At 72.6% G+C, this 23,429-nt stretch carries 21 protein-coding genes; 7 read left to right on the forward strand and 14 right to left on the reverse strand.

Annotated features, from left to right (window positions below):
• Positions 1 to 18 precede the first annotated feature (18 nt).
• Genes galK through galT form a run of 3 tightly spaced genes read right to left on the reverse strand, consistent with a single transcriptional unit; the run spans position 19 to position 3,217 of the window.
• Entirely contained in the window at positions 19 to 1,200 is a 1,182-nt protein-coding gene (galK, locus tag GTY67_RS12505) for a galactokinase (RefSeq protein ID WP_161278689.1), read from the reverse strand.
• A complete protein-coding gene (galE, locus tag GTY67_RS12510) occupies positions 1,197 to 2,177 on the reverse strand; it encodes a UDP-glucose 4-epimerase GalE (protein ID WP_093685797.1) in 981 nt (326 codons plus the stop codon). The genes galK and galE overlap by 4 nt, the downstream gene beginning before the upstream one ends.
• A complete protein-coding gene (gene galT, locus GTY67_RS12515) occupies positions 2,174 to 3,217 on the reverse strand; it encodes a galactose-1-phosphate uridylyltransferase (RefSeq protein WP_161278690.1) in 1,044 nt (347 codons plus the stop codon). Before galT ends, galE begins: the two co-directional genes overlap by 4 nt.
• Before the next feature lie 241 nt (positions 3,218 to 3,458).
• Between galT and GTY67_RS12520 the strand changes: the two genes are divergently transcribed.
• Together GTY67_RS12520 and GTY67_RS12525 are read left to right on the forward strand one after the other, a co-directional pair.
• Positions 3,459 to 5,129, forward strand: a complete 1,671-nt coding sequence (locus tag GTY67_RS12520; protein WP_093685799.1) for a sodium:solute symporter family protein — start codon at positions 3,459 to 3,461, stop codon at positions 5,127 to 5,129.
• Positions 5,130 to 5,155: 26 nt separating this feature from the next.
• Entirely contained in the window at positions 5,156 to 5,452 is a 297-nt protein-coding gene (locus GTY67_RS12525) for a hypothetical protein (RefSeq protein WP_093685800.1), read from the forward strand.
• A gap of 33 nt (positions 5,453 to 5,485) precedes the next feature.
• Here GTY67_RS12525 and GTY67_RS12530 read toward each other — a convergent pair whose 3' ends face one another.
• The 5 genes from GTY67_RS12530 to GTY67_RS12550 all read right to left on the reverse strand — a co-directional run bounded on the left by GTY67_RS12530 (position 5,486) and on the right by GTY67_RS12550 (position 14,327).
• Complete coding sequence (locus GTY67_RS12530) at positions 5,486 to 6,220, reverse strand: LuxR C-terminal-related transcriptional regulator (RefSeq protein ID WP_161278691.1); 735 nt, start codon at positions 6,218 to 6,220, stop codon at positions 5,486 to 5,488.
• A 246-nt stretch (positions 6,221 to 6,466) separates the two neighbouring features.
• Entirely contained in the window at positions 6,467 to 8,482 is a 2,016-nt protein-coding gene (locus tag GTY67_RS12535; protein ID WP_161278692.1) for a PQQ-binding-like beta-propeller repeat protein, read from the reverse strand.
• Positions 8,483 to 8,543: 61 nt separating this feature from the next.
• Positions 8,544 to 10,550 (reverse strand): PQQ-binding-like beta-propeller repeat protein, encoded by a 2,007-nt coding sequence (locus tag GTY67_RS12540; RefSeq protein ID WP_202461416.1) that lies wholly within the window; start codon positions 10,548 to 10,550, stop codon positions 8,544 to 8,546.
• Between the two features lie 235 nt (positions 10,551 to 10,785).
• Positions 10,786 to 12,414, reverse strand: a complete 1,629-nt coding sequence (locus tag GTY67_RS12545; protein ID WP_161278694.1) for a PQQ-binding-like beta-propeller repeat protein — start codon at positions 12,412 to 12,414, stop codon at positions 10,786 to 10,788.
• Positions 12,415 to 12,503: 89 nt separating this feature from the next.
• A complete protein-coding gene (locus GTY67_RS12550; protein ID WP_093685805.1) occupies positions 12,504 to 14,327 on the reverse strand; it encodes an ABC-F family ATP-binding cassette domain-containing protein in 1,824 nt (607 codons plus the stop codon).
• Positions 14,328 to 14,463: 136 nt separating this feature from the next.
• Between GTY67_RS12550 and GTY67_RS12555 the strand changes: the two genes are divergently transcribed.
• Positions 14,464 to 14,715: a type II toxin-antitoxin system prevent-host-death family antitoxin gene (locus GTY67_RS12555; RefSeq protein WP_050358889.1), complete on the forward strand. Its 252-nt coding sequence runs from the start codon at positions 14,464 to 14,466 to the stop codon at positions 14,713 to 14,715.
• Entirely contained in the window at positions 14,712 to 14,972 is a 261-nt protein-coding gene (locus tag GTY67_RS12560) for a Txe/YoeB family addiction module toxin (protein ID WP_093685806.1), read from the forward strand. The genes GTY67_RS12555 and GTY67_RS12560 overlap by 4 nt, the downstream gene beginning before the upstream one ends.
• Here the strand turns inward: GTY67_RS12560 and GTY67_RS12565 are convergent.
• Entirely contained in the window at positions 14,960 to 16,321 is a 1,362-nt protein-coding gene (locus tag GTY67_RS12565) for an acyltransferase (RefSeq protein ID WP_161278695.1), read from the reverse strand. The two genes, GTY67_RS12560 and GTY67_RS12565, sit on opposite strands and share 13 nt — an antisense overlap.
• Positions 16,322 to 16,584: 263 nt before the next feature.
• Between GTY67_RS12565 and GTY67_RS12570 the strand changes: the two genes are divergently transcribed.
• The 3 genes from GTY67_RS12570 to GTY67_RS12580 all read left to right on the forward strand — a co-directional run bounded on the left by GTY67_RS12570 (position 16,585) and on the right by GTY67_RS12580 (position 18,503).
• Entirely contained in the window at positions 16,585 to 17,112 is a 528-nt protein-coding gene (locus tag GTY67_RS12570; RefSeq protein ID WP_202461417.1) for a PASTA domain-containing protein, read from the forward strand.
• Positions 17,113 to 17,257: 145 nt separating this feature from the next.
• Positions 17,258 to 17,953 carry a class I SAM-dependent methyltransferase gene (locus GTY67_RS12575; RefSeq protein ID WP_161278696.1) on the forward strand — a complete coding sequence of 232 codons (696 nt, stop codon included), beginning with the start codon at positions 17,258 to 17,260 and terminating at the stop codon, positions 17,951 to 17,953.
• Positions 17,954 to 17,999: 46 nt separating this feature from the next.
• A complete protein-coding gene (locus tag GTY67_RS12580; protein WP_093685810.1) occupies positions 18,000 to 18,503 on the forward strand; it encodes a DinB family protein in 504 nt (167 codons plus the stop codon).
• Between the two features lie 21 nt (positions 18,504 to 18,524).
• Here the strand turns inward: GTY67_RS12580 and GTY67_RS12585 are convergent, their stop codons facing one another.
• The 5 genes from GTY67_RS12585 to GTY67_RS12605 all read right to left on the reverse strand — a co-directional run bounded on the left by GTY67_RS12585 (position 18,525) and on the right by GTY67_RS12605 (position 23,143).
• A complete protein-coding gene (locus GTY67_RS12585; RefSeq protein WP_161278697.1) occupies positions 18,525 to 19,430 on the reverse strand; it encodes a 4-(cytidine 5'-diphospho)-2-C-methyl-D-erythritol kinase in 906 nt (301 codons plus the stop codon).
• Positions 19,427 to 20,299, reverse strand: a complete 873-nt coding sequence (gene rsmA / locus GTY67_RS12590; protein ID WP_093685812.1) for a 16S rRNA (adenine(1518)-N(6)/adenine(1519)-N(6))-dimethyltransferase RsmA — start codon at positions 20,297 to 20,299, stop codon at positions 19,427 to 19,429. The genes GTY67_RS12585 and rsmA overlap by 4 nt, the downstream gene beginning before the upstream one ends.
• Positions 20,296 to 21,462: a ubiquitin-like domain-containing protein gene (locus tag GTY67_RS12595; protein ID WP_343238748.1), complete on the reverse strand. Its 1,167-nt coding sequence runs from the start codon at positions 21,460 to 21,462 to the stop codon at positions 20,296 to 20,298. Before GTY67_RS12595 ends, rsmA begins: the two co-directional genes overlap by 4 nt.
• Before the next feature lie 354 nt (positions 21,463 to 21,816).
• Complete coding sequence (locus tag GTY67_RS12600) at positions 21,817 to 22,683, reverse strand: TatD family hydrolase (protein WP_161278698.1); 867 nt, start codon at positions 22,681 to 22,683, stop codon at positions 21,817 to 21,819.
• Positions 22,684 to 22,786: 103 nt separating this feature from the next.
• Complete coding sequence (locus GTY67_RS12605) at positions 22,787 to 23,143, reverse strand: hypothetical protein (protein WP_161278699.1); 357 nt, start codon at positions 23,141 to 23,143, stop codon at positions 22,787 to 22,789.
• Between the last annotated feature and the right edge of the window lie 286 nt (positions 23,144 to 23,429).

A 23,429-nucleotide genomic window follows, 5' to 3' on the forward strand; every position in this document is an offset into this window, starting at 1 on the left:
CGTACGCGTAAGGCCGGTTCAGCTCAGGCGGCGCGCTCCCGCCGACGGGACTGCCGCGAAGATCCCCGGGGCCGCGTGGCCCGCCCCGGCGAACGCCTTCGTGACGGCCTCGGCCACCGCGTCGGCCTCCGCCGCCTCCGCCAGCACGATGGCCGAGCCGCCGAAGCCGCCGCCGGTCATGCGTGCCCCGAGCGCACCGGCCTCCCGTGCCGCCGCGACCGCGAGGTCCAACTCGGCGCAGGAGACCCGCAGATCGTCGCGGAGCGAGCGGTGGCCCTCGTCCAGGACCGGGCCCGCCGCCCGCACCTCGCCCGCGTCCAGCAGGGCGATGACCTGCTCCACCCGGCGGTTGTCGCCGACGACATGGCGTACGTAACGGATGACGGACTCGTCCGCCCCGGCCTCCGCCAGGGTGGCCAGGGCCGCGTCGAGACCGTCGTACGGGAGGTCGCGCAGGGTGGGTATCCCCAGCAGCCGGGCGCCCTCCTCGCAGCCGGCCCGGCGCTCCGCGTACGCCCCGTCGCCGAGCGCGTGCTTGACCCGGGTGTCGACGACCAGGAGCGTGAGGCCCTGGGCGGCCAGGTCGAAGGGGACCTGGCGCAGGGTGAGGTCGCGGGTGTCCAGGTGCAGGGCGTGGCCCTCGGTGCAGCAGGCCGACGCCATCTGGTCCATGATCCCGCAGGGCACGCCGACGAAGTCGTTCTCGGCGCGGCGCCCGATCACGGCCAGTTCCGGTCCGCTCAGGCCGAGTTGGAACAGGTCGTTCAGGGCGAGCGCGGTGACGGTCTCCAGGGCGGCGGAGGAGGAGAGCCCCGCGCCGGTGGGGACGGTGGAGGTCAGTGCGATGTCGGCGCCGGTGACCGGGTGGCCGGCCTCGCGCAGCGCCCAGACCACGCCCGCCGGGTAGGCGGCCCAGCCGTGGCCGGAGTGCGGAGCCAGCTCCTCCACGCGCAGGGAGACGACGCCGCCGGGCACGTCGGTGGAGTACAGCCGCAGGACGCCGTCGGTGCGCGGGGAGACGGCGGCGCGGGCGGTGTGCGGGAGGGCGAGCGGCATGACGAAGCCGTCGTTGAAGTCGGTGTACTCGCCGATGAGGTTCACCCGTCCGGGTGCCGCCCATACGCCGTGGGGTTCACCCCCGTACAGCTCGGTGAAGGTGGCGGCGGGGTCGGGCCCGGTCTGCGCGGCGGTCTCGGTCATGGGGTGGTGGTCTCCTCTCGGCGGGCGAACTCCCAGGCGTCGGCGACGATTCCGGCCAGGTCGGCGCGGGACGGCTGCCAGCCGAGGCGTTCGACGGCGGTGGCGGCGGAGGCGACGAGGACGGCCGGGTCGCCGCCTCGGCGCGGGGCGGGGGTCTCGGGGACCGGGTGGCCGGTGACCTTGCGGACGGTCTCGATGACCTCGCGGACCGAGAAGCCGTTGCCGTTGCCGAGGTTGCAGATGAGGTGCTCGCCGGGGGCGGCGGCGTCCAGGGCGAGGAGGTGGGCCTCGGCGAGGTCGGCGACGTGGATGTAGTCGCGGACGCAGGTGCCGTCGGGGGTGGGGTAGTCGTCGCCGTAGACGGAGATCGACTCCCGCTTGCCCAGGGCCACTTGGAGGACGAGCGGGATGAGGTGGGACTCGGGGGTGTGGCGCTCGCCGCAACTGCCGTACGCACCGGCCACGTTGAAGTAGCGCAGCGAGACGGCGGCGAGGCCGTGGGCGGTGGCCTCGCCGCTGATCATGTGGTCGACGGCGAGCTTGGAGGCGCCGTACGGGCTGGTGGGGGCGGTGGGGTCGGTCTCGGTGATGGGGGTGGAGACCGGTTCGCCGTAGGTGGCGGCGGTGGAGGAGAAGACGAGGGTGCGCACGCCGTGTTGGCGCATGGCGGCGAGGAGGGCGGTGGTGCCGCCGACGTTGTTGACCCAGTACTTCTCGGGGTCCACGACGGACTCGCCGACCTGGGAGTAGGCGGCGAAGTGCAGGACCCCGTCGTAGGAGGGGTCGAGGTGGCGGGCGGCGTCCTGGATGCGGCCCTCGATGAACGTGGCGCCGGCCGGGACGCCGACGCGGAAGCCGGTGGAGAGGTCGTCCAGGACGGTGACCGTGTGCCCGGCCTCCAGCAGATGCTGGGCGACGACGCTGCCGACGTAACCGGCACCGCCGGTGACCAGGTACTTCTTCTTCGGGTTGCTCATTCGCTCGCTACCTCTCGCAGTCGCTGGGCCGCGGCTTCCGGCGGCACGTCGTTGATGAACACACTCATGCCGGATTCGGAACCCGCGAGGAACTTCAGCTTGCCGGAGGTGCGGCGAATGGTGAAAAGCTCCAGGTGCAGGGCGAACTCCTCCCGGCCGTCCACCCCGAACGGCGCCTGGTGCCAGGCGGAGATGTACGGGGTCGGCGGTTCGCCGGGTCCGAAGATCCGGTCGAAGCGCCTCAAGAGTTCCAGATAGACCTGTGGGAACTCTGTCCGGGCGGCCTCGTCGAGTGCGGGCAGGTCGGGGACGCGGCGGCGGGGGTGGAGGTGGACCTCGTAGGGCCAGTGCGCCGCGTACGGGACGTAGGCGATCCAGTGGTCGGTGGCGAGGACGACCCGGGTGCCCTCCTTCTCCTCGCGGGCGACCACGTCGTCGAAGAGGTTCCCGCCGGTCCCGGCGCGGTGGCGGGCGGCCGAGGCGAGCATCAGCTCGGTGCGCGGGGTGACGAAGGGGTAGCCGTAGATCTGGCCGTGCGGGTGGCCGAGGGTGACGCCGATCTCGGCGCCCCGGTTCTCGAAGCAGAAGACCTGGGTGACCTGGTCGAGGGCGGAGAGCGCGGCGGTGCGGTCGGTCCAGGCGGCGAGGACGAGCGCGGCCTGCTCCTCGGTGAGGTCGGCGAAGGACGCGTCGTGGTCGGAGGTGAAGCAGACGACCTCGCAGCGGCCGGAGTCGCCGGCGAGGGAGGGGAAGCGGTTCTCGAAGACGGCGACGTCGTAGTGGCTGTCGGGGATCTCGCTGAGGCGCCCCTCCCGGGTGGGGCAGAGCGGGCAGGCGTCGGCCGGCGGGTGGTAGGTGCGGGCCTGGCGGTGCGAGGCGACGGCGACCGCGTCGCCGAGCAGCGGGTCGCGGCGGATCTCCGAGGAGGTCGACACCGCGTCGAGAGGGCGCCGGTCGACGGCGTCGCGGACGGTGCCGTCCTCGGAGTCGTAGTAGATCAGCTCACGGCCGTCGGCCAGACGCGTAACCGTCTTCTTCACCAGGGTCCTCCACCCGTTCCCTCCAACCAACATAAACGCACATAACAAATCACAAGCGAACACCCCCGTCAATGGCCGCCACGGCGACAGGTCGCCCGCGCCACTTCGGTACGGCATACCCGGACATTCCCCCGCACTCGATCACGATCGAACAAAGAACATCAACGCAACTGTTCATTTAACGAACACAGAGGCGTAAGTTCCCTCGGGTTCAGTTCGCGCAACGAAGCGAGTACCCCCCATGCAGACACTGGCCGAAGGGCTCCGTCTCCCCACGAACGGGCTCGACTACGCCATCCTGGCGATCTACTTCGTCGTCGTCCTCGGCATCGGCTTCGCGGCCCGTGCGAGTGTGAGGACGAGCCTCGACTTCTTCCTCTCCGGACGGTCGCTGCCCGCCTGGGTGACCGGTCTCGCCTTCGTCGCGGCGAATCTCGGGGCCACCGAGATCCTCGGCATGGCGGCGACCGGCGCGCAGTACGGCGTCGCGGTGGTCCACTGGTACTGGATCGGCGCCATCCCCGCCATGGTCTTCCTCGGCCTGGTGATGATGCCGTTCTACTACCGCTCCAAGGTGCGCTCCGTACCGGAGTTCCTGCTCCAGCGGTTCGACAAGTCAGCCCACCTGCTGAGCTCCGTACTCTTCGCCTTCGCGGCGATCCTGATCGCGGGCGTCAACCTCTACGCCCTGTCGATCGTCGTGGAGGCGCTCCTGGGCTGGCCGCAGTGGGTCGCGATCGTCGTCGCGGGCCTGTTCGTGCTGATCTACATCACCATCGGCGGCCTCTCCTCGGCGATCTACAACGAGGTGCTCCAGTTCTTCGTCATCCTCGCCGCGCTCATCCCGATCACCGTGCTGGGCCTCAAGAGGGTCGGCGGCTGGGACGCCATGAGCGACTCGCTGACCAAGCAGCACGGCGGCGACTTCATGACCGCGTGGGGCGGCACCGGCATCGGTGACGCCAACCCGCTGGGCGCCAACTGGCTGACGATCATCCTCGGCCTCGGCTTCGTGCTCTCCTTCGGCTACTGGACGACGAACTTCGCCGAGGTGCAGCGCGCGCTCTCCGCGAAGAACCTCTCCGCCGCCAAGCGCACCCCGCTGATCGCCGCCTTCCCGAAGATCTTCATCGTCTTCGCGGTGATGATCCCGGGCCTGGTCGCCGCCGTGATCGTGCCGCAGATCGGCACCCCGGACTCGGACCTCACGTACAACGACGCGATCCCGCTGCTGATGCAGGAGCTGCTGCCCAACGGGGTGCTCGGCATCGCGGTGACCGGTCTGCTCGCCGCGTTCATGGCGGGCATGGCGGCCAACGTGTCCTCGTTCAACACGGTGTTCACGACCGACATCTGGCAGCGGTACGTGGTGAAGGACAAGCCGGACACGTACTACCTGAGGTTCGGCCGGCTGATCACGGCGATCGGCGTACTGGCCTCGATCGGCACGGCGTTCATCGCGGCGAGCTTCTCGAACATCATGAGCTACTTGCAGACGCTCTTCTCGTTCTTCAACGTCCCGATGTTCGTCGTCTTCATCATCGGCATGTTCTGGAAGCGGGCTTCCATGAAGTCCGGTGTCTGGGGGCTGATCGCGGGCACCGGCGCCGCGATGGTCAACTACTTCTGGATCTACAAGGGCGGGGTCATCGACATCCCGTCCGACCAGGGCGCCAACTTCGTCTCCGCGATCGTCGGGTTCGTCGCCGGGGCCGTCGTCATGGTCGTCGTCACGCTCTTCACCGCGCCGAAGCCCGACGCGGAGCTGGCCGGTCTGGTGTACGGGACCGTCTCCCCCGACCCCGACGAGGCGCTGGAGGAGGCCGACAAGGCCTGGTACCGCAAGCCCGCCCTGCTCGGCTGGGGCGCGATCGTGCTCGCGGCCCTGTGCTACGTCCCGTACTCGTTCTGACACCCGTTCCGATCGGAGGAACCACCATGTCCGACCTGCACAAGGAAGTCTCCGAACTGGAGCGCAAGTCCGCGACCGCGGCCCGGCTCTTCGACATCCGGCGGATCATCGGCGGCCTGTTCGTGGTCTACGGCGTGATCGTCACCATCGCCGGGATCAGCCCGTCCGACGCCGACCTGAAGAAGGCCGAGGGCGTCCACATCAACCTGTGGACCGGCCTGGCGATGCTGGCGCTCGGGCTGTTCTTCCTGGCCTGGATGAAGCTCCGCCCGGCGGAGGCACCGGCCGCACCCGACCCGGAGCCGGGGCCCGACGCGGGCTGAGGACCCGGCCGCCGTGCCCGCAGGGGCCCTACGTCACCCGCGCTGCCCGGGGACGTACGGCCCCTGCTCCGTACCGCCGTCGCTGCCTCCGCCGCCGCTCCTGCTGCCCGCCGCCCGGTCCAGCAGCCCGGTGCGGGCCGCGAGGGCGGCCGCCTCCAGCCGGGAGCCGACGCCCAGCTTCATCAGGACCCGCTGGACGTGCGTACGGGCGGTGCTCGGCGCGATCCGCATCCCGGCCGCGATCAGCCGGGTGTCCTCGCCCTCGGCGACCCGGACCAGGACCTCCGCCTCGCGCGGGGTCAGCATCTGGAGCAGGCGGCGGCCCTCGTCGTCGGGCTGGGCCGCCGGGTTGAGCAGCTCGGCGAAGGCGCCGCGCAACAGCTGCGGGGCGACCGCGCTCTCCCCCGCCCGCGCCTTCAGCATCGCCCGCTCCACGCCCTCGATGCGCTCGTCGTGGCGGACGTACCCCGCCGCCCCGGCCGCGAAGGCCGCGGCGATCCCGCGCGGGCTCGGCACCGGCCCGAGGACCACCACCGCGACCTGCGGGCGCTCCCGGCCGATGCGCACGATCGGGTCGAACACCCCCGGCGCGGCGGGCGAGGCCGTACCGAAGAGGCAGACCTCCGGGGCCCTGTTGACCACCAGCTCCGCCGACCCGGCCGTCGGGGCGGCCGCCGCGAGCACCCGGTGGCCGCGCAGTTTCAGCGCCGAGGCGAGTGCCTCGGCGAGCAGGCGGTGATCGTCGACCACCATGAGCCGCACGCTCATCGATCAAGCTCCAAGTGCCCCGTACGCCCTGGTTACCGGCCCCCCGGGCTCCTGACCCGGCAAGGTACACGCTTGTTCGACGGCGTGTGCCCCTTACGGGGGAGAAGCCCCCGTGAATGCCGAATTCTGCGCCATTGAGGGCCACTTGAGGGTCGCGGGAACGGCGGAAAACGATCAGCCCTGCCAGTCGGTGATCATCGGTGACCGACTGGCAGGGCTGTCGCGGAACTACGGGTGAGCGGGCGGTCAGTCGGTGCGGAAGCCCACCGCGAGGTAGAGCTTCTCGTCCGCCTGGCTGTCACGGCGCTCGCTGATCAGCTGCTTCGAGAGGAAGAAGCGGCCCTCGCCGTAGAGGATTTCGGAGTGGTCCGCGGTGAACCGGGTCTCCGCGTCCCGTACCGACTCGTCGCTCGGGTTCTCCATCAGCAGCGTCTGCTTGAAGGTCTCGCCGTCGATGGAGACGACCTGGCCGCCCTTGTCGTACGGGGGACGCTTGTACGCGATGACGTTGGTGCCGTCCATCCGGAGCGGGATCAGGCTGTAGCGCTCACCCGCGTCGGCCCGGCCGCCCAGCAGCTTGCCGGTGGTCAGGTCGAAGGCGACGACCTCGTTGGTGTCCCCGTACTCGCTCGTACCGTCGTGGTCCTCGGTCGGCAGGTAGAGCCGGTTGTTGCCGACGACCGCCGCCCGGCAGCTCTCGACATCGGTGGAGCCGCAGCGCGCCGCGTACTTCTCCGCGTCGGCCGAGATCCGCACGATCAGCTTGCCGGTCGCCGCGTCGATCGAGAAGAAGTCGGAGATGCCGCTGCCGTCGCCCGCGGTGTCGCCGACGTTGGCCGCGACCACCAGCGGCTTGGTGGAGACGATGGACGCGTAGTCGACGCCCGCGGGCATCTGGAACGAGGAGAGCGGTGCGCCGGTCGCCGGGTTCAGCGCCTGGATCTGGAGCTGCGGGCTGTCGTACGAGCCGCACTTGCGCACCACGGCGAGGGCCTCGCCACCGGCGTACCCCATGTCGTAGCAGCGGTCGGCGCCGACCTTCGGCTTCCAGAGCTCGGCGCCGTCCTCCAGCTTGAAGGCCGCGCCGCCCGAGGTGCCGCCCGCGGCGACGGTGGTCCCGCTGAGCGTGATCTCGTCGAACTGGACGGCCCGGTCGCCGCCGGTGGCGGAGGTGACCGACTTGCTCCACAGGAGCTTGCCCGCGGCCAGGTCGACGGCGCCGACCTGGTTGCACGCGGGGTACTTCTTCTCCTTGGTCGGCTTGCCCTCCTTGAAGAGGATCGCCGTCCTGTAGTCCTTGGTCATATGGCGGGAGGCGCCGCAGACCTCGCCGGGGACCGGCACGGACCAGAGCTTGGTGCCGGTGTCGCGGTCGTGGGCGACGACCTCGTTGACGCCGGACTTCACATACGCCTTGTCGGTGAGCCAGGAGCCCTTGACCGAGGTGACCGTGGCGACCTCCGGCTGCGGGAGCTGGAAGGCGACCTTGGAGCTGGTGTTGCCCGGGGCCTTCTCGCTGCCTCCGGCCAGGCCGCCGCCCTCGGCGCCCTTGCCCTCGCCGCCGCCGGTGGCGCCGGAGGTGGAGGCCTGGTCGTCCTTGCCGCCGTCGTCCTTGGTGGCGCTGTAGACGACGGCCGCGCCGATGATCAGCACCACGGCGACGGCTGCGGCGACGATGATCTGCATCTGGGTGCTGAACTTCTTACCGCCGCCGGGGACGGCCGGGCCGGGCTGCGGAGCGCCGTACATCGGCTGGGTGGGGTAGCCGTAGCCCTGCTGCGGCATACCGGGCTGGCCCGGGTAGCCGGGCTGTCCCGGCTGGCCGGGGGCGCCCTGCGGGTAGCCGTAGCCGGGCTGGGGGGCCTGCGGGTAGCCGTAGCCGTTGGGCTGCGGGGCCGGCGGGGTCGGGTAGCCGGGCTGCGGTGCGCCGTAGGCCCCGGCGGGCGGGGGCGGCGGGGAGCCGTAGCCACCGGCCGGCGGGGTCGGCGGGGCCGCGGGCGGGGGCTGCTTGGCGAAGGGGTCCGCGGGCGGCGGGGTCGGCTCACCGAACCCACCGGGCGGCGGGTCCTGCGGGGCACCGAACCCACCGGCGGGCGAACCGGCCGGGGGTCCTGCGGGCGGGCCCGCCGGGGGCTCGCCCGGCTGGACCGGCTCGCTCGGCCGGACCGGCTGGCTCGGCTCCTTGGCGGCCGCCTGGTCCGACGGCTGGTCGGCCGGCTCGTTCGGGGGCTCGTTGGGTGGCTGCTGCGGCGGCTGGGTCATCGCGTACGTACCTCGGGAGACGGGGGTTGTGTGGGGGTTTCGGATGCCGTCGGGGCGGCGGTCACTTGGAGAACACCAGCGCCGTCGCCTGCTCCATCTCGCCGTCGTCGCGGCCGCTGAGCCGCTTGGGCATGAGGTAGGAGCGACCGTCCACGTACCGGGCGGTCAGCCCTCCGAAGAGGCTGTTCTCGATCCGGTTGGTCCCCTCCGGGTGCTGGAGCAGGACACTGGTGGCGCCGCCCGTCGGCGGGATCGTGAGGATGGCCCCGGCCTTGTCGTAGCGCGGCTCCAGGTAGAGCAGCACCTTGCCGCCCTCCATCCCGATCGGGCTCATGGTGCGCTCGGCCGGCGCGGGCGCCGTCCACTTGGGCTTGCCGGTGTTCAGGTCGAAGGCGACGACCTTGTTCGTCCGCCCGGAGCCCGTACCGTCGGCCTTGGTGGCCATGTAGAAGGTGTTCGCGTCGGCGGCGACCCCGGTGCACCCTTCGAGCTGCTGGCCGAAGATGGCGAACGTACCGCCGCAGTTGGCGACGACCAGGTCACCCTTGGCGGGGCTCAGCTGGGAGCGGAGCTTGCCGTTGTCGGTGAACGCGGCGACCGACCACTGCTTCTTCTTCCGGTTCTCCAGCGAGACCACGAGCGGGCTCACCGAGTAGGTCTTCTTGATCTCCCAGCCGCGCGGCGGCTGGTAGGTCCACTTGGCCTTGCCGGTGACCGGGTCCAGCTCCTGGAGCTGGTGCTGCGGGTTGTCGGCGTCGTCGTTGCGGCAGTTGGCGGCGGCGATCAGCTTCGGACCGCCGGCGAAGGCGAAGGTCTTGCAGTTGCCTGTGGGGGTGCCGAACAGCTCCTTGCCGTCGCTGACCCGGTAGGCGTTGGAGTAGCTGGTCCGCCCGGCGGTGACCGTGTTCCCGCTGATCGCGAGGCCGATGTCGGAGATCAGGTCGAAGGCGCCGGCCTTCTTGACCTCGGCCTTCCAGCCGGCCTTGCCGGTGGTGAGGTCGATCATCTGCATCACGGTGCACTTGGAGCGGTCCGTGGTGCCGTCCTTGATACCGATGACGATCTTGCCGTCGGGGGCGACCGTGTTGGGGGTGGCGCAGATGTCGGCGGGGAGCGGGACGGTCCACTTCTTCTTGCCGTCGGCGACGGAGTAGCCGGAGATCCCGCGGTACAGGGCCGTGACCATCGTGTCGCCGACGAACCAGGGGCCGTGGATCTCGCCGCCGTTGCGCGGGAGGTCGACGTCGTTCTTCTGGAGCCAGGCGACCTTGGCCTCGCCCGGCTTGCGCCCGGCGTTGAGGTCGTCGTCCGTCTCCCGGCCGCCGCCGGTGCCGTCGCCCTCGTCGACCGAGGGGGAGGCGCTGGGCGTCTCGGGCGCCTTGGGGTCGCTGCTGGGGCCCGCGACCGGCTTCTTGGGGTCGTCGCCGCTGTCGCTCACCACGTACCAGGCGCCCGCGCCGACGAGCAGGACGACGGCGACGGCCGCCGCGGCGAGGATGCCGGTCTTCCCCTTGAAGGGACCGCCGCCGGTTCCGCCGGGCGCGGGGGCGCCGGGGTACTGCTGCTGCGGGTAGCCGTAACCGGGCTGCGTGGGCTGGCCGTAGGGACCGGGAGCGGGCTGGCCGTAGCCGCCGGGGGCGGGCTGCCCGTAGGGGCCGGGCTGCTGGCCGTACGGACCGGAGGGCTGCTGGGCGTAGGGGCCGGGCGCCTGGCCGGGGGCCTGCTGGCCGTACGGGCCGGGGGCCTGGCCCGGCGCTTGTCCGGGTGCCTGGCCGGGCGCCTGGCCCGCTGCCTGGGGGTAGCCGTAGCCCGGCTGGGCCGGGGGCGCCTGCGGGTAGCCGTACGCCGGGTCGCCCGGGGGCGGTGTCTGCGGCGGGCCGGCGGGGGCCGGGGGCTGGGCGGGCGGACCGGCCGGGGGCTGCGGCGGCTGGGCGGGCGGTGTCTGCTCCGGCTGCTTGGCCAGGGACGGCGGCTGCTGGTCCTGCGGCGGCTGAGGAGTCCCCTGCGGCGGCTCCTGCGGAGCCCCGAAGCCCCCCTGCGGCGGTTGCTGGCTGGGCGGCTGGCTCATCAGCACGTCCCCCTTCGTGCGGTCCGGTGCCCGATCCGGTCTCCCCCGCGATTCCGGGAGGGTTCAATTCCCCTCGGAAAGGAGCGAATCGGGCATGGCTTCCGCGGTGTCACGACAGTCGGGCGGGGCTTCTTTGTACCACCCACCTGCCGTCGAACACCGGATCGGACCACCCCCTGTTCCCAAGGGAGAACCGCGTTGTGATGCCCTCGTTACGACCGGCGGAAGGTGACGGTCAGTCACCGAAGACGAGCATCGACACGATGTCCTTCTCCTGCTCGTCGTCGCCCCCGCTGATGAACGGCTGCATGAGCACCGTGCGCCCGCCGGAGTAGGAGACCTCCGCGCCGGCGAAGGTGCTCTCGATCCCGCTCGCCGATTCCGGGTGGCGCAGGACGGGCCGCAGGGCGCCGCCGGTGGGCGGGAGGGCGTAGATGCCGCCGCCCTTGCTCCGGCCGTAGCCCTTCATCGCCTGGAGGTACATCAGCACCTTGCCGCCCTCGACCCGCAGCGGCAGCAGGACCTGCTCGGCCGGCGCCTGGGCCTTCCACCTGGACCTGCCGGTGGTGAGGTCGAAGGCGACGACGGCGTTGGTGGGGTCGGTCTTCCGCTTCACGACGGGCTTGGTCGCCAGGTAGAGCGTGCTCGCGTCGGCCGCGACGCCCAGGCAGTTGTCGAGGTTCGGGTTGAGGACGCGCAGCTCCCCGCCGCAGCGGGTCTCGTAGTCGACCCCCTCATCGGCGATCAGCTGGGAGCGGTAGGTGCCGTCGGTGTTGAGGATGACGATCGCCCACTTCTCCTGGCCCTGGCGGAAGGAGATGACCGGCGGGTCGGTCGAGTAGAACTGGTCGACCTTGTAGCCCTTCTTGACCGGGAAGGCCCACAGCTCCTTGCCGGTGGCCGGGTCGATGCGCCGTACGTGCTGGATGGCGTGGTCGTCCGCCGAGGTCTGGCAGCTGGTGGCGGCGAGGGGGACGGCGCCGGAGGCGAAGCCGTACGGCTGGCAGTTGCCGGGCAGTCTGTCCCAGAGGAGCTTGCCGTCGCCGATCCGGTAGGCCTCGGTGCGGCTGGTCCGGCCGACGGTCACCACGTCACCGTTGACGGCCATGGCGACGTCCGAGAGCCCGTCCCAGACGCCCGCCCGCTTGAACCTGGTTTCCCAGCCCGCCTCTCCGGTCCGCAGGTCGATCATCTGGAGCCGGTCGCACACCGCCGCGTCCGGCGGCCCGGTCTCCAGCGCGACGACGATCTTCCCGTCCGGGCCGGGCAGGGTGGGCGCCGCACAGACCCGGTACCGGAGGTCGAGGCTCCACTCCTGCGTCCCGTCGGCGGCCGAGTAGCCCGACACCGTGCGCTGCATGGCCTTGGCGACGATGTCCCCGGCGAACCAGGGCCCGAACTGCGGGGCCCCTCGGCCCGGCAGGTCGACGGTGTTCCCCTGGACCCAGAGGACCTTGTCCTCGCCGTCCTTGCGTGCGGCGTTGAGTTCGGCGGGGGCCGGGGCGGGGGTGTGGGTCCGCCCGGGCGGGGTGTCGCCGGTCTGCTCGGGGGCGGCGCTCCCGCTCCCCTCGGCGACGGGCGCCTTGCCGTCGCCGCTGCCGCCGTCCCCGGTGGCGTACCAGACCCCGGCACCGATCACGAGGACCCCGGCGAGCACGGCTGCGACGATTCCGGCCGTACGCCTCCGGGCCTTGCGGCCGCCGCCGGAAGGCGGCGGGTAGCCGTACCCGTACGCGGGATCCGGCGCGGGCTCCCCGTACACCCCGGGCTGCGGCTCGAAGGGTGCGCCGAAGACGCCCGGGTCCCCCTCCCCCTGGCCGTGGTGGTGCGGTGGCTGCCCCGGCGGGCCGGGCGGCTGTGACATCGGTACGTCTCCCCCTCGTACGGACCTACGTGATCGGCCGGGCCGCTCCCTGGCGTGCTCGGCCCGGCTGCTCCTCGGCCCGGCCGGCCTCAGGCGTCCTCGGCCAGCTCCAGCCAGCGCATTTCCAGCTCGTCGCGCTCGGTGACGAGTTCGCGGAGCTCGGCGTCGAGTTTGGCGACCTTCTCGAAGTCGGTGGCGTTCTCCGCGATCTGCTTGTGCAGCGCGGTCTCCCGGGTGGAGAGCTTGTCGAGTTGCCTCTCGACCTTCTGGAGCTCCTTCTTCGCGGCGCGGGCCTCCTGCGCGGAGACGGCGGGGGCGGCCGGGGCGGCGGAGGAGCCGCGCGAGGGGGCGGGGGCGGCGGAGGGGGTGGCCTCCTCCTCCATGCGCTGCCTGCGCTCCAGGTACTCGTCGATGCCGCGCGGCAGCATCCGCAGGGCGCGGTCGCCGAGGAGCGCCATGACCTTGTCCGTGGTCCTCTCGATGAAGAACCGGTCGTGGGAGATCACGATCATCGATCCGGGCCAGCTGTCGAGGAGGTCCTCCAGCTGGGTGAGGGTCTCGATGTCCAGGTCGTTGGTGGGCTCGTCGAGGAAGAGGACGTTGGGCTCGTCCATCAGCAGCCGCAGGATCTGGAGCCGACGGCGCTCACCGCCGGAGAGGTCGCCGACCGGCGTCCACTGCTTCTCCTTGGTGAAGCCGAACTGCTCGCAGAGCTGCCCCGCCGTCATCTCGCGGCCCTTGCCGAGGTCGACCCGGTCGCGGACCTGCTGGACGGCCTCCAGGACGCGGAGGTTCGGGTTGAGCTCGGAGACCTCCTGGGAGAGGTAGGCGAGCTTGACGGTCCTGCCGACGACGATCTTCCCGGCGGCGGGCTGCTCGTCGCCCTGCGTACGGGCGGCCTCGGCCAGGGCGCGCAGCAGCGAGGTCTTGCCCGCGCCGTTGACGCCGACCAGGCCGACGCGGTCGCCGGGGCCGAGCTGCCAGGTGAGGTGGGTGAGCAGGGTCTTGGGCCCGGCCTGGACGGTGACGTCCTCCAGCTCGAAGACGGTCTTGCCGAGACGGGCGTTGGCGAACTTCATCAGCTCGCTGGTGTCGCGCGGGGGCGGCACGTCGGCGATGAGCTCGTTGGCCGCCTCGATGCGGTAGCGCGGCTTGGAGGTGCGGGCGGGGGCGCCGCGGCGCAGCCAGGCCAGCTCCTTGCGCATGAGGTTCTGCCGCTTGGACTCCTCGGTGGCGGCGATCCGCTCACGCTCGGCGCGGGCGAAGACGTAGTCGCTGTAGCCGCCCTCGTACTCGTGGACGGTGCCGCGCTGCACGTCCCACATGCGGGTGCAGACCTGGTCGAGGAACCACCGGTCGTGGGTGACGCAGACGAGGGCCGAGCGCCGGGCGCGGAGGTGTCCGGCGAGCCAGGAGATGCCCTCGACGTCGAGGTGGTTGGTGGGCTCGTCGAGGACGATCAGGTCCTGCTCGTCGATGAGGAGCTTCGCCAGCGCGATACGGCGGCGCTCACCGCCGGAGAGCGGCGCGATGACGGTGTCGAGTCCGTGCTCGAAGCCGGGGAGGGCGAGGCCCCCGAAGAGCCCGGTGAGCACGTCCCGGATCTTGGCGCTGCCCGCCCACTCGTGGTCGGCGAGATCGCCGATGACCTCCTGGCGGATGGTCTTCTCCGGGTCCAGGGAGTCGTGCTGGGTGAGCACCCCGAGCCGCAGCCCGCCGTTGTGGGTGACACGGCCGGTGTCCGCGTCCTCCAGCTTGGCGAGCATCCGGATGAGGGTCGTCTTGCCGTCGCCGTTGCGGCCCACGACACCGATCCGGTCGCCCTCGGAGACCCCGAGGGATACGCCGTCGAGCAGGGCACGGGTGCCGTACACCTTGCTGACCTGCTCGACATTGACCAGATTGACGGCCATTTCACTCCTGTCCGGGGGGTTGATCGACCTTCCCAGGGTACGGCGGCGGAGGGGGCTCGATGGCACGGCCTTGGCACCACGCATCGACCAGCGTACAGTTTCCTGTACGTACAGAATGACGTACAGGGAGCATCACATGCGGACGATGACCTACACCGAATCGCGGGCGAAGTACGCGGAGACCCTGAGCGCGGTCGTGGACGACCGCGAGGAGGTCGTGGTCACACGCGCCGGCCACGAGCCCGTGGTGATAGTGGCGCTGGACGAGTACGAGTCCCTCAAGGAGACCGCGTACCAGCTCCGGAGCCCGGAGAACGCCCGTCGGCTGCTGGCTTCGATCGACCGCTTGGAGAACGGCGGCGGCACGGTGCGGGAGCTCGCGGAGTGAAGTTCGTGTGGGACCAGTCGCCGTGGGACGACTACGTCTGGTGGCAGAACCAGGATCGCAAGATCCTCAAGAGGATCAACACACTGCTCCAGGACATCGCCCGGAACGGCAACGAAGGAATGGGCAAGCCGGAACCTCTGAAGCACGGCTTTCACGGGTACTGGTCCCGGCGCATCACCGATGAGCACCGGCTCATCTACAAGGTGGTCGACGACGAGGTACGTGTCGCGGCCTGCCGCTACCACTACGTCCGCTGACCCCTGCCGCACCGAGGCCCCCGCCCCGCCCGCTCCACCAGGAGCCAGCCGCACAGCGTCATCGCGACGGCGGCCGGGGCCGAGACCGGGACGGCGATCAGCAGGGCGGTGCGGCCCTCCAGCAGACCGGCCAGGCCGACCATGGAGAGGCCGAGCACGCCGAGCAGGCAGAGCGTCACGCCCAGGGCGGCGAGGGGGCCGGAGCCGGTGCCGGGGGCCGTGGGCGCCGGGCGTTCGAAGGTGCGGAAGGCGGCGACCAGGGCGGCGGTGAGCGCGGCGGCCGCGGCCAGCCGGAGCGGGGTCTGGGCCCACCAGGCGGCCGTTGCGGGTTCGGGGAGCGGCACGTCCAGGGCGAGCATCGCCCCGTACACCCCGAGCATCGCCGTGAGGTGCCAGAGGAACGCGGTCATCGCCACCCCGTTGGCCGCCACCACCGTGCGCCAGGCGCGGGGGCGGGCCAGGAGGCGGGCGGCGGGGGCGCGGAGCAATTCGACCGCGCCGACCAGCCAGAGGCCGTGGCAGAGCAGGGCGAGGGTGGGCGGGGCCATGTTGCTGACCTTCTCGCCGGGCATCCCGACCATGGAGAGCGGGTAGGGCCCGGCCGCCACCAGGGCAACGGCGCCGATCAGTCCGGCCCCGGCGAGCAGCGCGGGGCGGCGGAGTGCGGCGAGGCCCGGGCCGACGCCGAGGCGGCCGTCGGCGCGCAGGAAGCCGAGCTGGTGGACCGCGAGCCAGACGAAGGCGAAGTTCAGGAACTCGACGTACGGGACTCCGCCCGCGAACCGCAGCACGTCCACGGCCGCCGCCGCACCCGCGAGCCCGGCGAACGCGCCCCAGCCGTACCGCTCGTGCAGCCTCAGCAGCGGCGGCGTGAACGCCACCATCGCCAGGTAGATCCCGATGAACCAGAGCGGCTGGGTCACCAGCCGCAGCATGACCCCGGTCAGCCCGCCGCCCCCGCCCAGCAGTTGGATGAGGAGCGCGGCGACGCCCCAGACGAGGACGAAGACCATGGTGGGGCGCAGCAGCCGCTGGAGCCGGGCCCGCAGGAACGCCGCGTAGACGGAGTCGGTGGAGCCCTCGGGGCGTTTACGGAGCAGGGAGCGGTACGACAGCGCGTGCGCGAACCCGCCCACGAAGAAGAACACCGGCATGACCTGGAGCAGCCAGGTCAGCGGCTGGAGCGCGGGGACGACGGCGAGCAGGTTGCCGACCCCGTCCGGGGTGACCGCCGCCATCATCCAGTGCCCGAGCACGACCGCGCCGAGCGAGGCGACGCGCAGCAGGTCGACGTAGCGGTCCCGGGTGTCGGGGGTGGCCTCGGCGAGTACGCGAACTGGTGATCCCATGCGCATACGTTCGCGGTGGACGGGGGTGCGGCGGCAGGGTACGGGTACTCAATTCGCCCTCTGAGTACGCGGGATGGCGGCCGGAGGTGCGGAGGTCCGGGCGGCCCTTCCGCGTACCGCGGGGGAGATCCGGGCAGACGTTCTTCGTACCGCGTAGCAGATCCGAACAGGTCCGCGCTTGCCGTGTGAACAACGACAAAAGCCACCCGCAGCCCTGCCGGGCCGTTCGCCCGCCGCCGTCACCGAGAGACCGGAGTACCAGCATGGTGCGGATCCCTCGCCGCCTCGCCCCCTTGACCCTCGTCGGCGTGCTCGCCCTGGCCGGATGCTCGGACGGCACACCGGCCGACGACGACACCCCGGCCACCGCGCCCGCCACCGTCGCGACCACAACAGCCCCGGCCACGGCCGCCCCCACGGCCACCGCTTCGGCCGCCCCCACGGATGCCCTGACCCCCACCCCTCCCCCGGCTCCCACGCCCACGCCCGACCCGGTCGTGTCCGACCCGGTCATGCCCGCCCTGCACAGCAAGACGTACGAACAGGCGCGGGCGGAGTTCACCCGCCGGGGCCTCTCCCCCGCGCGCCTGACGGCCGCCGCCCAGCACAAGGACGTCACCCTCTCCCGGGACCACGGCAGTTGGTACATCTGCGACACCAGCCCCCGCCCCGGCGACCCGCTCCCGGCCGCCACCACGGTCACCGTCAGGCTCGCGAAGGACTTCAGCGACTGCACGACCAGCTTCCACGGCTACCTGTACGAGAAGAACGACCCGGCCTCCACGTCCTGAGCGGCCACTCCCCGGCGGTTTGCCGGAACGGCAAGTTCTCGTGCGGATCCCGGCGGGCCTGACAACACTGGGCGGGCACCCGACGGCGCGTGTACGCGTGCATCCGTGTACGCGGCAGCGCATCCCGGCAGAAGGAGCCCGCCCGATGAACACCCCCGACACGACTGACACCGCCGGCACGACCGACACGTCCGCCGCGACCGACGCCCGCACCTCCTGGGACGGCATCTACGCCGCCCGGCCCGTGGCCACCGACCCGCAGCCGAACGTCCGGCTCACCGAGACGGTCGCCGACCTGCCGCCCGGCGATGCGCTGGAGCTGGGCTGCGGCGAGGGCGGCGACACGCTGTGGCTCGCGCGCCGGGGGTGGCGCGTCACCGCCGTCGACGTCTCGGCCGTGGCGGTCGAGAGGCTCACCACCCTGGCCCGCTCGCTCGGCCTCGGCGACCGCGTCACCGCCGAGCGGCACGATCTGGGCGCGTCCTTCCCGGAGGGCCCGGAGCGCCCCGAGGGCGGGTTCGACCTGGTCACCGCCCACTATCTGCACACCCCGTACGCCCTGGACCGGGCGGCCGTCCTGCGCCGGGCCGCCCACGCGCTGCGGCCGGACGGGCGGCTGCTGGTCGTCGACCACGGTTCGACCGCACCCTGGTCGTGGAACCAGGACCCCGACGCGTACTACCCGAGCCCGCAGGAGGTCGCAGACGGCCTTGCCCTCGACCCGGCGGCCTGGACGGTGGAGCGGGCCGACGCGCCCCGCCGGACGGCGACCGGCCCGGACGGCACCACCGCCGAGGTCACCGACCACGTCCTCGTCATCCGCCGCACCGCCGCCGCCTGACCGGTGCCGGGCCACGTACGTCCCGCGAACGCGAAGGAGACCCGCCATGGCCACCCGTGACCGCCGCCGTGACACCCCGCCGCCCCGGACCGGCGGCAGCGAGGCCGAGACCCTGCGCGGGTTCCTCGACTACCTGCGGACCTCGGTCGCCGCGAAGGTCGAGGGCGCCCCGGAGCCGGAGGTCCGCACCGCCGCCGTGCGCTCGGGGACGAACCTGCTCGGCCTGCTCCACCACCTCACGTACGTCGAACGCGCGATCTTCCTCGGGGACCAGGTCACCGACTGGCAGGCCACGTTCTCGGCCGCGCCGACGGACAGCGTGGCCGAGGTCGTCGCCCGCTACCGTACGGCGGTCGAGAGCGCGAACACCGTCCTCGACAGGTGCACCGACCTGGCCGCGCCACTCCCCCGGCCGGAGGCAGGGTCAGGGCTGGGGAAGCCCGCGCCCAGCGTGCGGTGGGCGCTCGCCCACATGATCGAGGAGACCGGCCGCCACGCCGGTCACGCGGACATCCTGCGCGAACTCATCGACGGTTCGACGGGCCGCTGACCCGCCCGCTCCCGCAGGGGCTTACGCCCCCACCACGTGCGCGCCCCGCGCGGGAGCCGGCGCCACCCGCGCGTTCCGGCAGGTCCCCGACGCCAGCAGCGCGTCGGCCACCTTGAAGGCCGCCGCCTCGCCCTCCACCAGGAACGCCGTCGTCGGCCCCGACCCGGAGACCAGGGCGGCCAGCGCCCCCGCCTCCGTGCCGGCGGACAGGGTGTCGGCGAGGGAGGGACGCAGGGAGAGCGCGGCGGGCTGGAGGTCGTTGCTCAGGGCGTCCGCGAGTGCGCCGGAGTCGCCGGAGCGCAGGGCGGCCAGCAGCGCGGGCGATGCGGTCGGCACGGGGACGTCCGCCTCGGCCGTGAGCCGGTCGAACTCCCCGTACACCGCAGGCGTCGACAGCCCGCCGTCCGCCACCGCGAAGACCCAGTGGAAGGCCCCGCCCACCTCGATCGGGGTCAGCTTCTCGCCGCGTCCGGTGCCGAGCGCGGCCCCGCCGACCAGGCTGAACGGCACATCGCTGCCCAGCTCCGCGCAGATGGCCAGCAGCTCGTCACGGCTCGCGCCCGTCCCCCACAGGGCGTCGCACGCGACCAGGGCGGCCGCCCCGTCGGCGCTGCCGCCCGCCATGCCGCCCGCGACCGGGATGTCCTTGGCGATGTGGAGGTGGACGGCGGGTTCGATGCCGTACCGCTCGGCCAGCGCGAGGGCGGCCCGGGCGGCGAGGTTCGTCCGGTCCAGGGGCACCTGGGCGGCGTCCGGGCCGGAGCAGGTGATGCGCAGCTCGTCGGCGGGGGTGGCGGTGACCTCGTCGTACAGGCCGACGGCGAGGAAGACGTTGGCCAGGTCGTGGAAGCCGTCGGGGCGGGCGGCGCCCACGGCGAGCTGGACGTTGACCTTGGCGGGGACGCGGGCGGTGACGGTTGTACTCACAGGGCCGCCTCCGGCTTGTTCTCCGCGATCGCCGCGAACTCCTCCACCGTCAGCGCCTCCCCGCGCGCCTGCGGTGAGACCCCGGCGGCGACCAGCGCGGCTTCGGCGGCGGGCGCGGAGCCGGCCCAGCCGGACAGAGCGGCGCGCAGCGTCTTGCGGCGCTGGGCGAAGGCCGCGTCCACGACCGCGAAGACCTCGGCGCGGGTCGCGGTGGTGGCGATGGGCTCCGTGCGGCGGACGAGCGAGACGAGGCCGGAGTCGACGTTCGGGGCGGGCCAGAAGACGTTGCGGCCGATGGACCCGGCGCGCTTGACCTCCGCGTACCAGTTGGCCTTCACCGACGGCACGCCGTAGACCTTGTTGCCCGGGCGGGCGGCCAGCCGGTCGGCGACCTCGGCCTGGACCATGACGAGGGTCCTCTCGATGCTGGGGAAGCGCTCCAGCATGGTGAGCAGGACGGGCACGGCGACGTTGTACGGGAGGTTGGCGACGAGCGCGGTGGGCGCGGGGCCCGGCAGCTCGGTGACCAGCATCGCGTCGGAGTGGACCAGGGCGAACCGGTCGGCGCGCTCCGGCAGCCGGGCCTGGACCGTGGCGGGCAGCGCGGCCGCGAGCACGTCGTCGATCTCCACCGCGATCACCCGGTCCGCCGCCTCCAGCAGCGCCAGGGTCAGCGAGCCGAGCCCGGGGCCGACCTCGACGACGGTGTCGTCCGGGCGGACCTCGGCGGTGCGCACGATGCGGCGGACCGTGTTGGCGTCGATGACGAAGTTCTGACCGCGCTGCTTGGTCGGGCGTACGCCCAGCTTCGCTGCCAGGTCGCGGATGTCTGCGGGGCCCAGGAGGGCGTCGGGCTCTGTGCTGCTCACCCGGTAAGCCTACGGCCGCAGTGCGGCCACGGACTCGCCCCCCGCTGTACGTAGAGCTTCTTCGCCCGGTGCGTCTGCTCGGCGGCGGGCGCGTCCTGCGGCCGCCCGCTGCCGCCGAGGGACTGCCAGGTCTGGGTGTCGAACTGGTACAGCCCGCCGTACGTCCCGCTCGGGTCCACCGCCCCCGGCCGCCCGCCGGACTCGCAGGCGGCGAGCGCGGACCAGTTCAGCCCCTCCGCCCCGGCGACGGAGGCGGGCCGCTGCCGGGTGCCGGTGCGCACGACGCGGCTGACCGGCAGGTGGACCAGCTCCTCGCCCGTCCTGCGGGGCTTCTGCCGTACGCCGTTGACGGTCCGGACGGCGTACGTGACCCGGCGTACGCCGTTGCGCCCGGCCCGCTCCACGACCTCGGTACCCCGGAACAGCTCGGGGTCCTCGCTCCGTTCGACGGCGTACGGGACGCTCTCCTCGTGCACCTCGCGGGTGTCGGTGATCCGCAGCACGGAGACCGTCTGCCCGTCGCGCGGGAAGCTTCCGGGGTCGACGGAGGTGGTGTCCTGGCCGTGCAGGGTGATGCCCGCCTGGGCGAGGGCCTCGTGGACGGTGGCGGCGTTGGTGCGCAGGGTGCGCTCCTGGCCGTCGGCCATGAAGGTCACGGTGCGTTCGGTGCGGACGGTGAGGGTCAGGCCGGTGCGGGCGATCCGGGTGGAGCGGGAGGCGGAGAGGTACGCCCCCTCGGCGCGGACCCCGAACTCGCGCAGGGCCCCGTCCACGGTGTCGGCGGTCGTCCAGACCCGGCGGTGGTGGCCGTCGAGGGTGAGGTCGACGGGGCGGCCGTAGCGGACAGTGACCTCGTCGCCGTGGTCCAGTTCGGTGCCGGGGGCCGGGGAGATGCGGTCGTGGGCGCCGACGGTGACGCCCTCGTCCGCCAGCAGCTCGGTGACGTCGTCGGCGAAGGTGTGCAGGGTGCGGGGTGTGCCGTCGACGTCCAGCCGGATCGCCTTGTCGTGGGCGACGAACGCGGTGGTGCCCCCGGCCAGGAAGGCGACGACGAGGGCCTGCGGGACGAGGCGGCGGAGGGTGTCGGGGTTCCCCGCGAACGTACGGCGGCGTTTCGCGGCCCGACGGGCGTCGGCGCGGGTGGGGCGCGGGCCGGGCACCACGGGCGGCGGCCCGGCGAGCGGGGTGTCGACCACGGTCGGAGCGTGGGCGCCCGGCGCTGCGAGACCTTCTGCGAGGACGCCGTCGGCCACGGTCAGCCGCTCGTGGAACGCGTCGTGGAAGGCCCCGGGAAAGGCCTCGCGGAAGGGGCCGGGGAAGGGCACCGGCACCGGAGCGGGGGGCGGCGGCGCCAGTGCCGTACGCCGTCCGCCGCGCGCCGCCCGGTGACTGCCCTGCGAAGTGCTCACGCCGCTCCCGAAGATCCGCCTGCTGCCGCCCCCGTCGTGCGCGGGGACGATAGCGGAGCTGCGGTGACTCTCCAAAGCGACACGGCTACGCAGCGTGCGCGACCCGGCTCAGAAGTCGAACGCGCGTGCCGTGTTGTCGTAGATCGCGGCGGCCAGCGTGTCCTCGTCCAGCCCCTTCACCTCGGCCATCGCACGGAGCGTGACCGGGATGAGGTACGGGGCGTTGGGCCGTCCGCGGTACGGGGCGGGGGTGAGGAACGGCGCGTCCGTCTCGACGAGGACCAGCTCGGTGGGGGCCACGGCGAGCGCGTCGCGCAGGGGCTGGGCGTTCTTGAAGGTCACGTTGCCCGCGAAGGACATGAAGTACCCCGCCCGCGCGCAGACCTCGGCCATGTCGGCGTCGCCTGAGTAGCAGTGGAACACGGTCCGCTCGGGCGGGCCCGCGTCCGCCAGGACCCGCAGGACGTCCGCGTGCGCGTCCCGGTCGTGGATGACCAGGGCCTTGCCGTGCCGTTTGGCGATCTCGATGTGGGCCCGGAACGACTCCTCCTGGGCGGCGACGCCCTCGGGGCCCGTACGGAAGAAGTCGAGGCCCGTCTCGCCGACGCCGCGCACGTGGTCGAGGGCGGCCAGCGCGTCGATCTCGGCCAGCGCGTCGTCCAGCGCCGCCTTGCCGCCCGGCTCGCGGGCCCCCTGCCGTGCGGTGCCCTCCGGGTCGCCGTGGACGATGCGCGGTGCCTCGTTCGGGTGGAGGGCGACCGAGGCGTGGACGGCCGCGTGTGCGGCGGCGGTCTCGGCGGCCCAGCGGGAGCCGGCCACGTCGCAGCCCACCTGGACCACCGTCGTGACGTTCACCGCGGCGGCCCGGGCGAGGGCCTCCCCGACGGTGGCGTCCTGCATGTCCAGGTGGGTGTGGGAGTCGGCGACCGGGACCCGGAGGGGTTCGGGCAGCGGCGGGGCTTCGGTACGGCTCATGCGGACGACTCTACGAGGGCCCGGTGCACCGGCGTACGAGGACCGGGTCCTCACGCGGGGAGGCGCGGCACCGGTGGGCCGGGCCCGGCTCACACCACCCGTGTCACCTGCGGTGGAACGGGTGCAGCAGGTCCGACAGCCGCCAGTGGCGGTCGGCGGAGCGGGCGGCCGGGACCTTCTCGGCGTCCCGCTTCGTGGTCCTCGGGGTGTGCAGGAGCTGCTGCGCACCGGCCACCCGGCCGGCCCGCATGATGCGCACCACGTGTCCGCCGCAGTTGGCGCAGGTGGGCGTGGAGAGCGGGGACGGCACACGCTCACCGTCGGCCGTGTAGACGACGAACTCATGGCCGTGGACGTCCACGTGGTGCTCTATCTCGTAGGACTGCTCCCAGCCGTGCCCGCACCGCATGCAGGCGAAGGCGTAGGCCTCGTGGACGGTGGTCGCTGCGGTCTCGCTCATACCCGCTCCTCTTGTCCGCCGGTCAGGCACTCCGGGGAAGGCCGTCCCGCCCGAGGGTTCGGACAGGTGGCCCGTCCCTTCCAGTGGACACCCGCGCCCGGACGGACGCACCAGCTCAGAGCCGATATTGATGCGTTCTTGGCTTCCTTTGGCCGCCCTTTGCCGCCGCATGGCCGACGACAGGACAGGCCGTGACCGCGGGAGCAGACAAGCGGTGACCGACCCACCGCCGAGCGCCCCCGAACACGCCCGCCACCCGAGGTGAATGCGCCCGCGCACCACCCCC

The sequence above is a fragment of the Streptomyces sp. SID8374 genome (assembly GCF_009865135.1).
Lineage (GTDB): Bacteria > Actinomycetota > Actinomycetes > Streptomycetales > Streptomycetaceae > Streptomyces.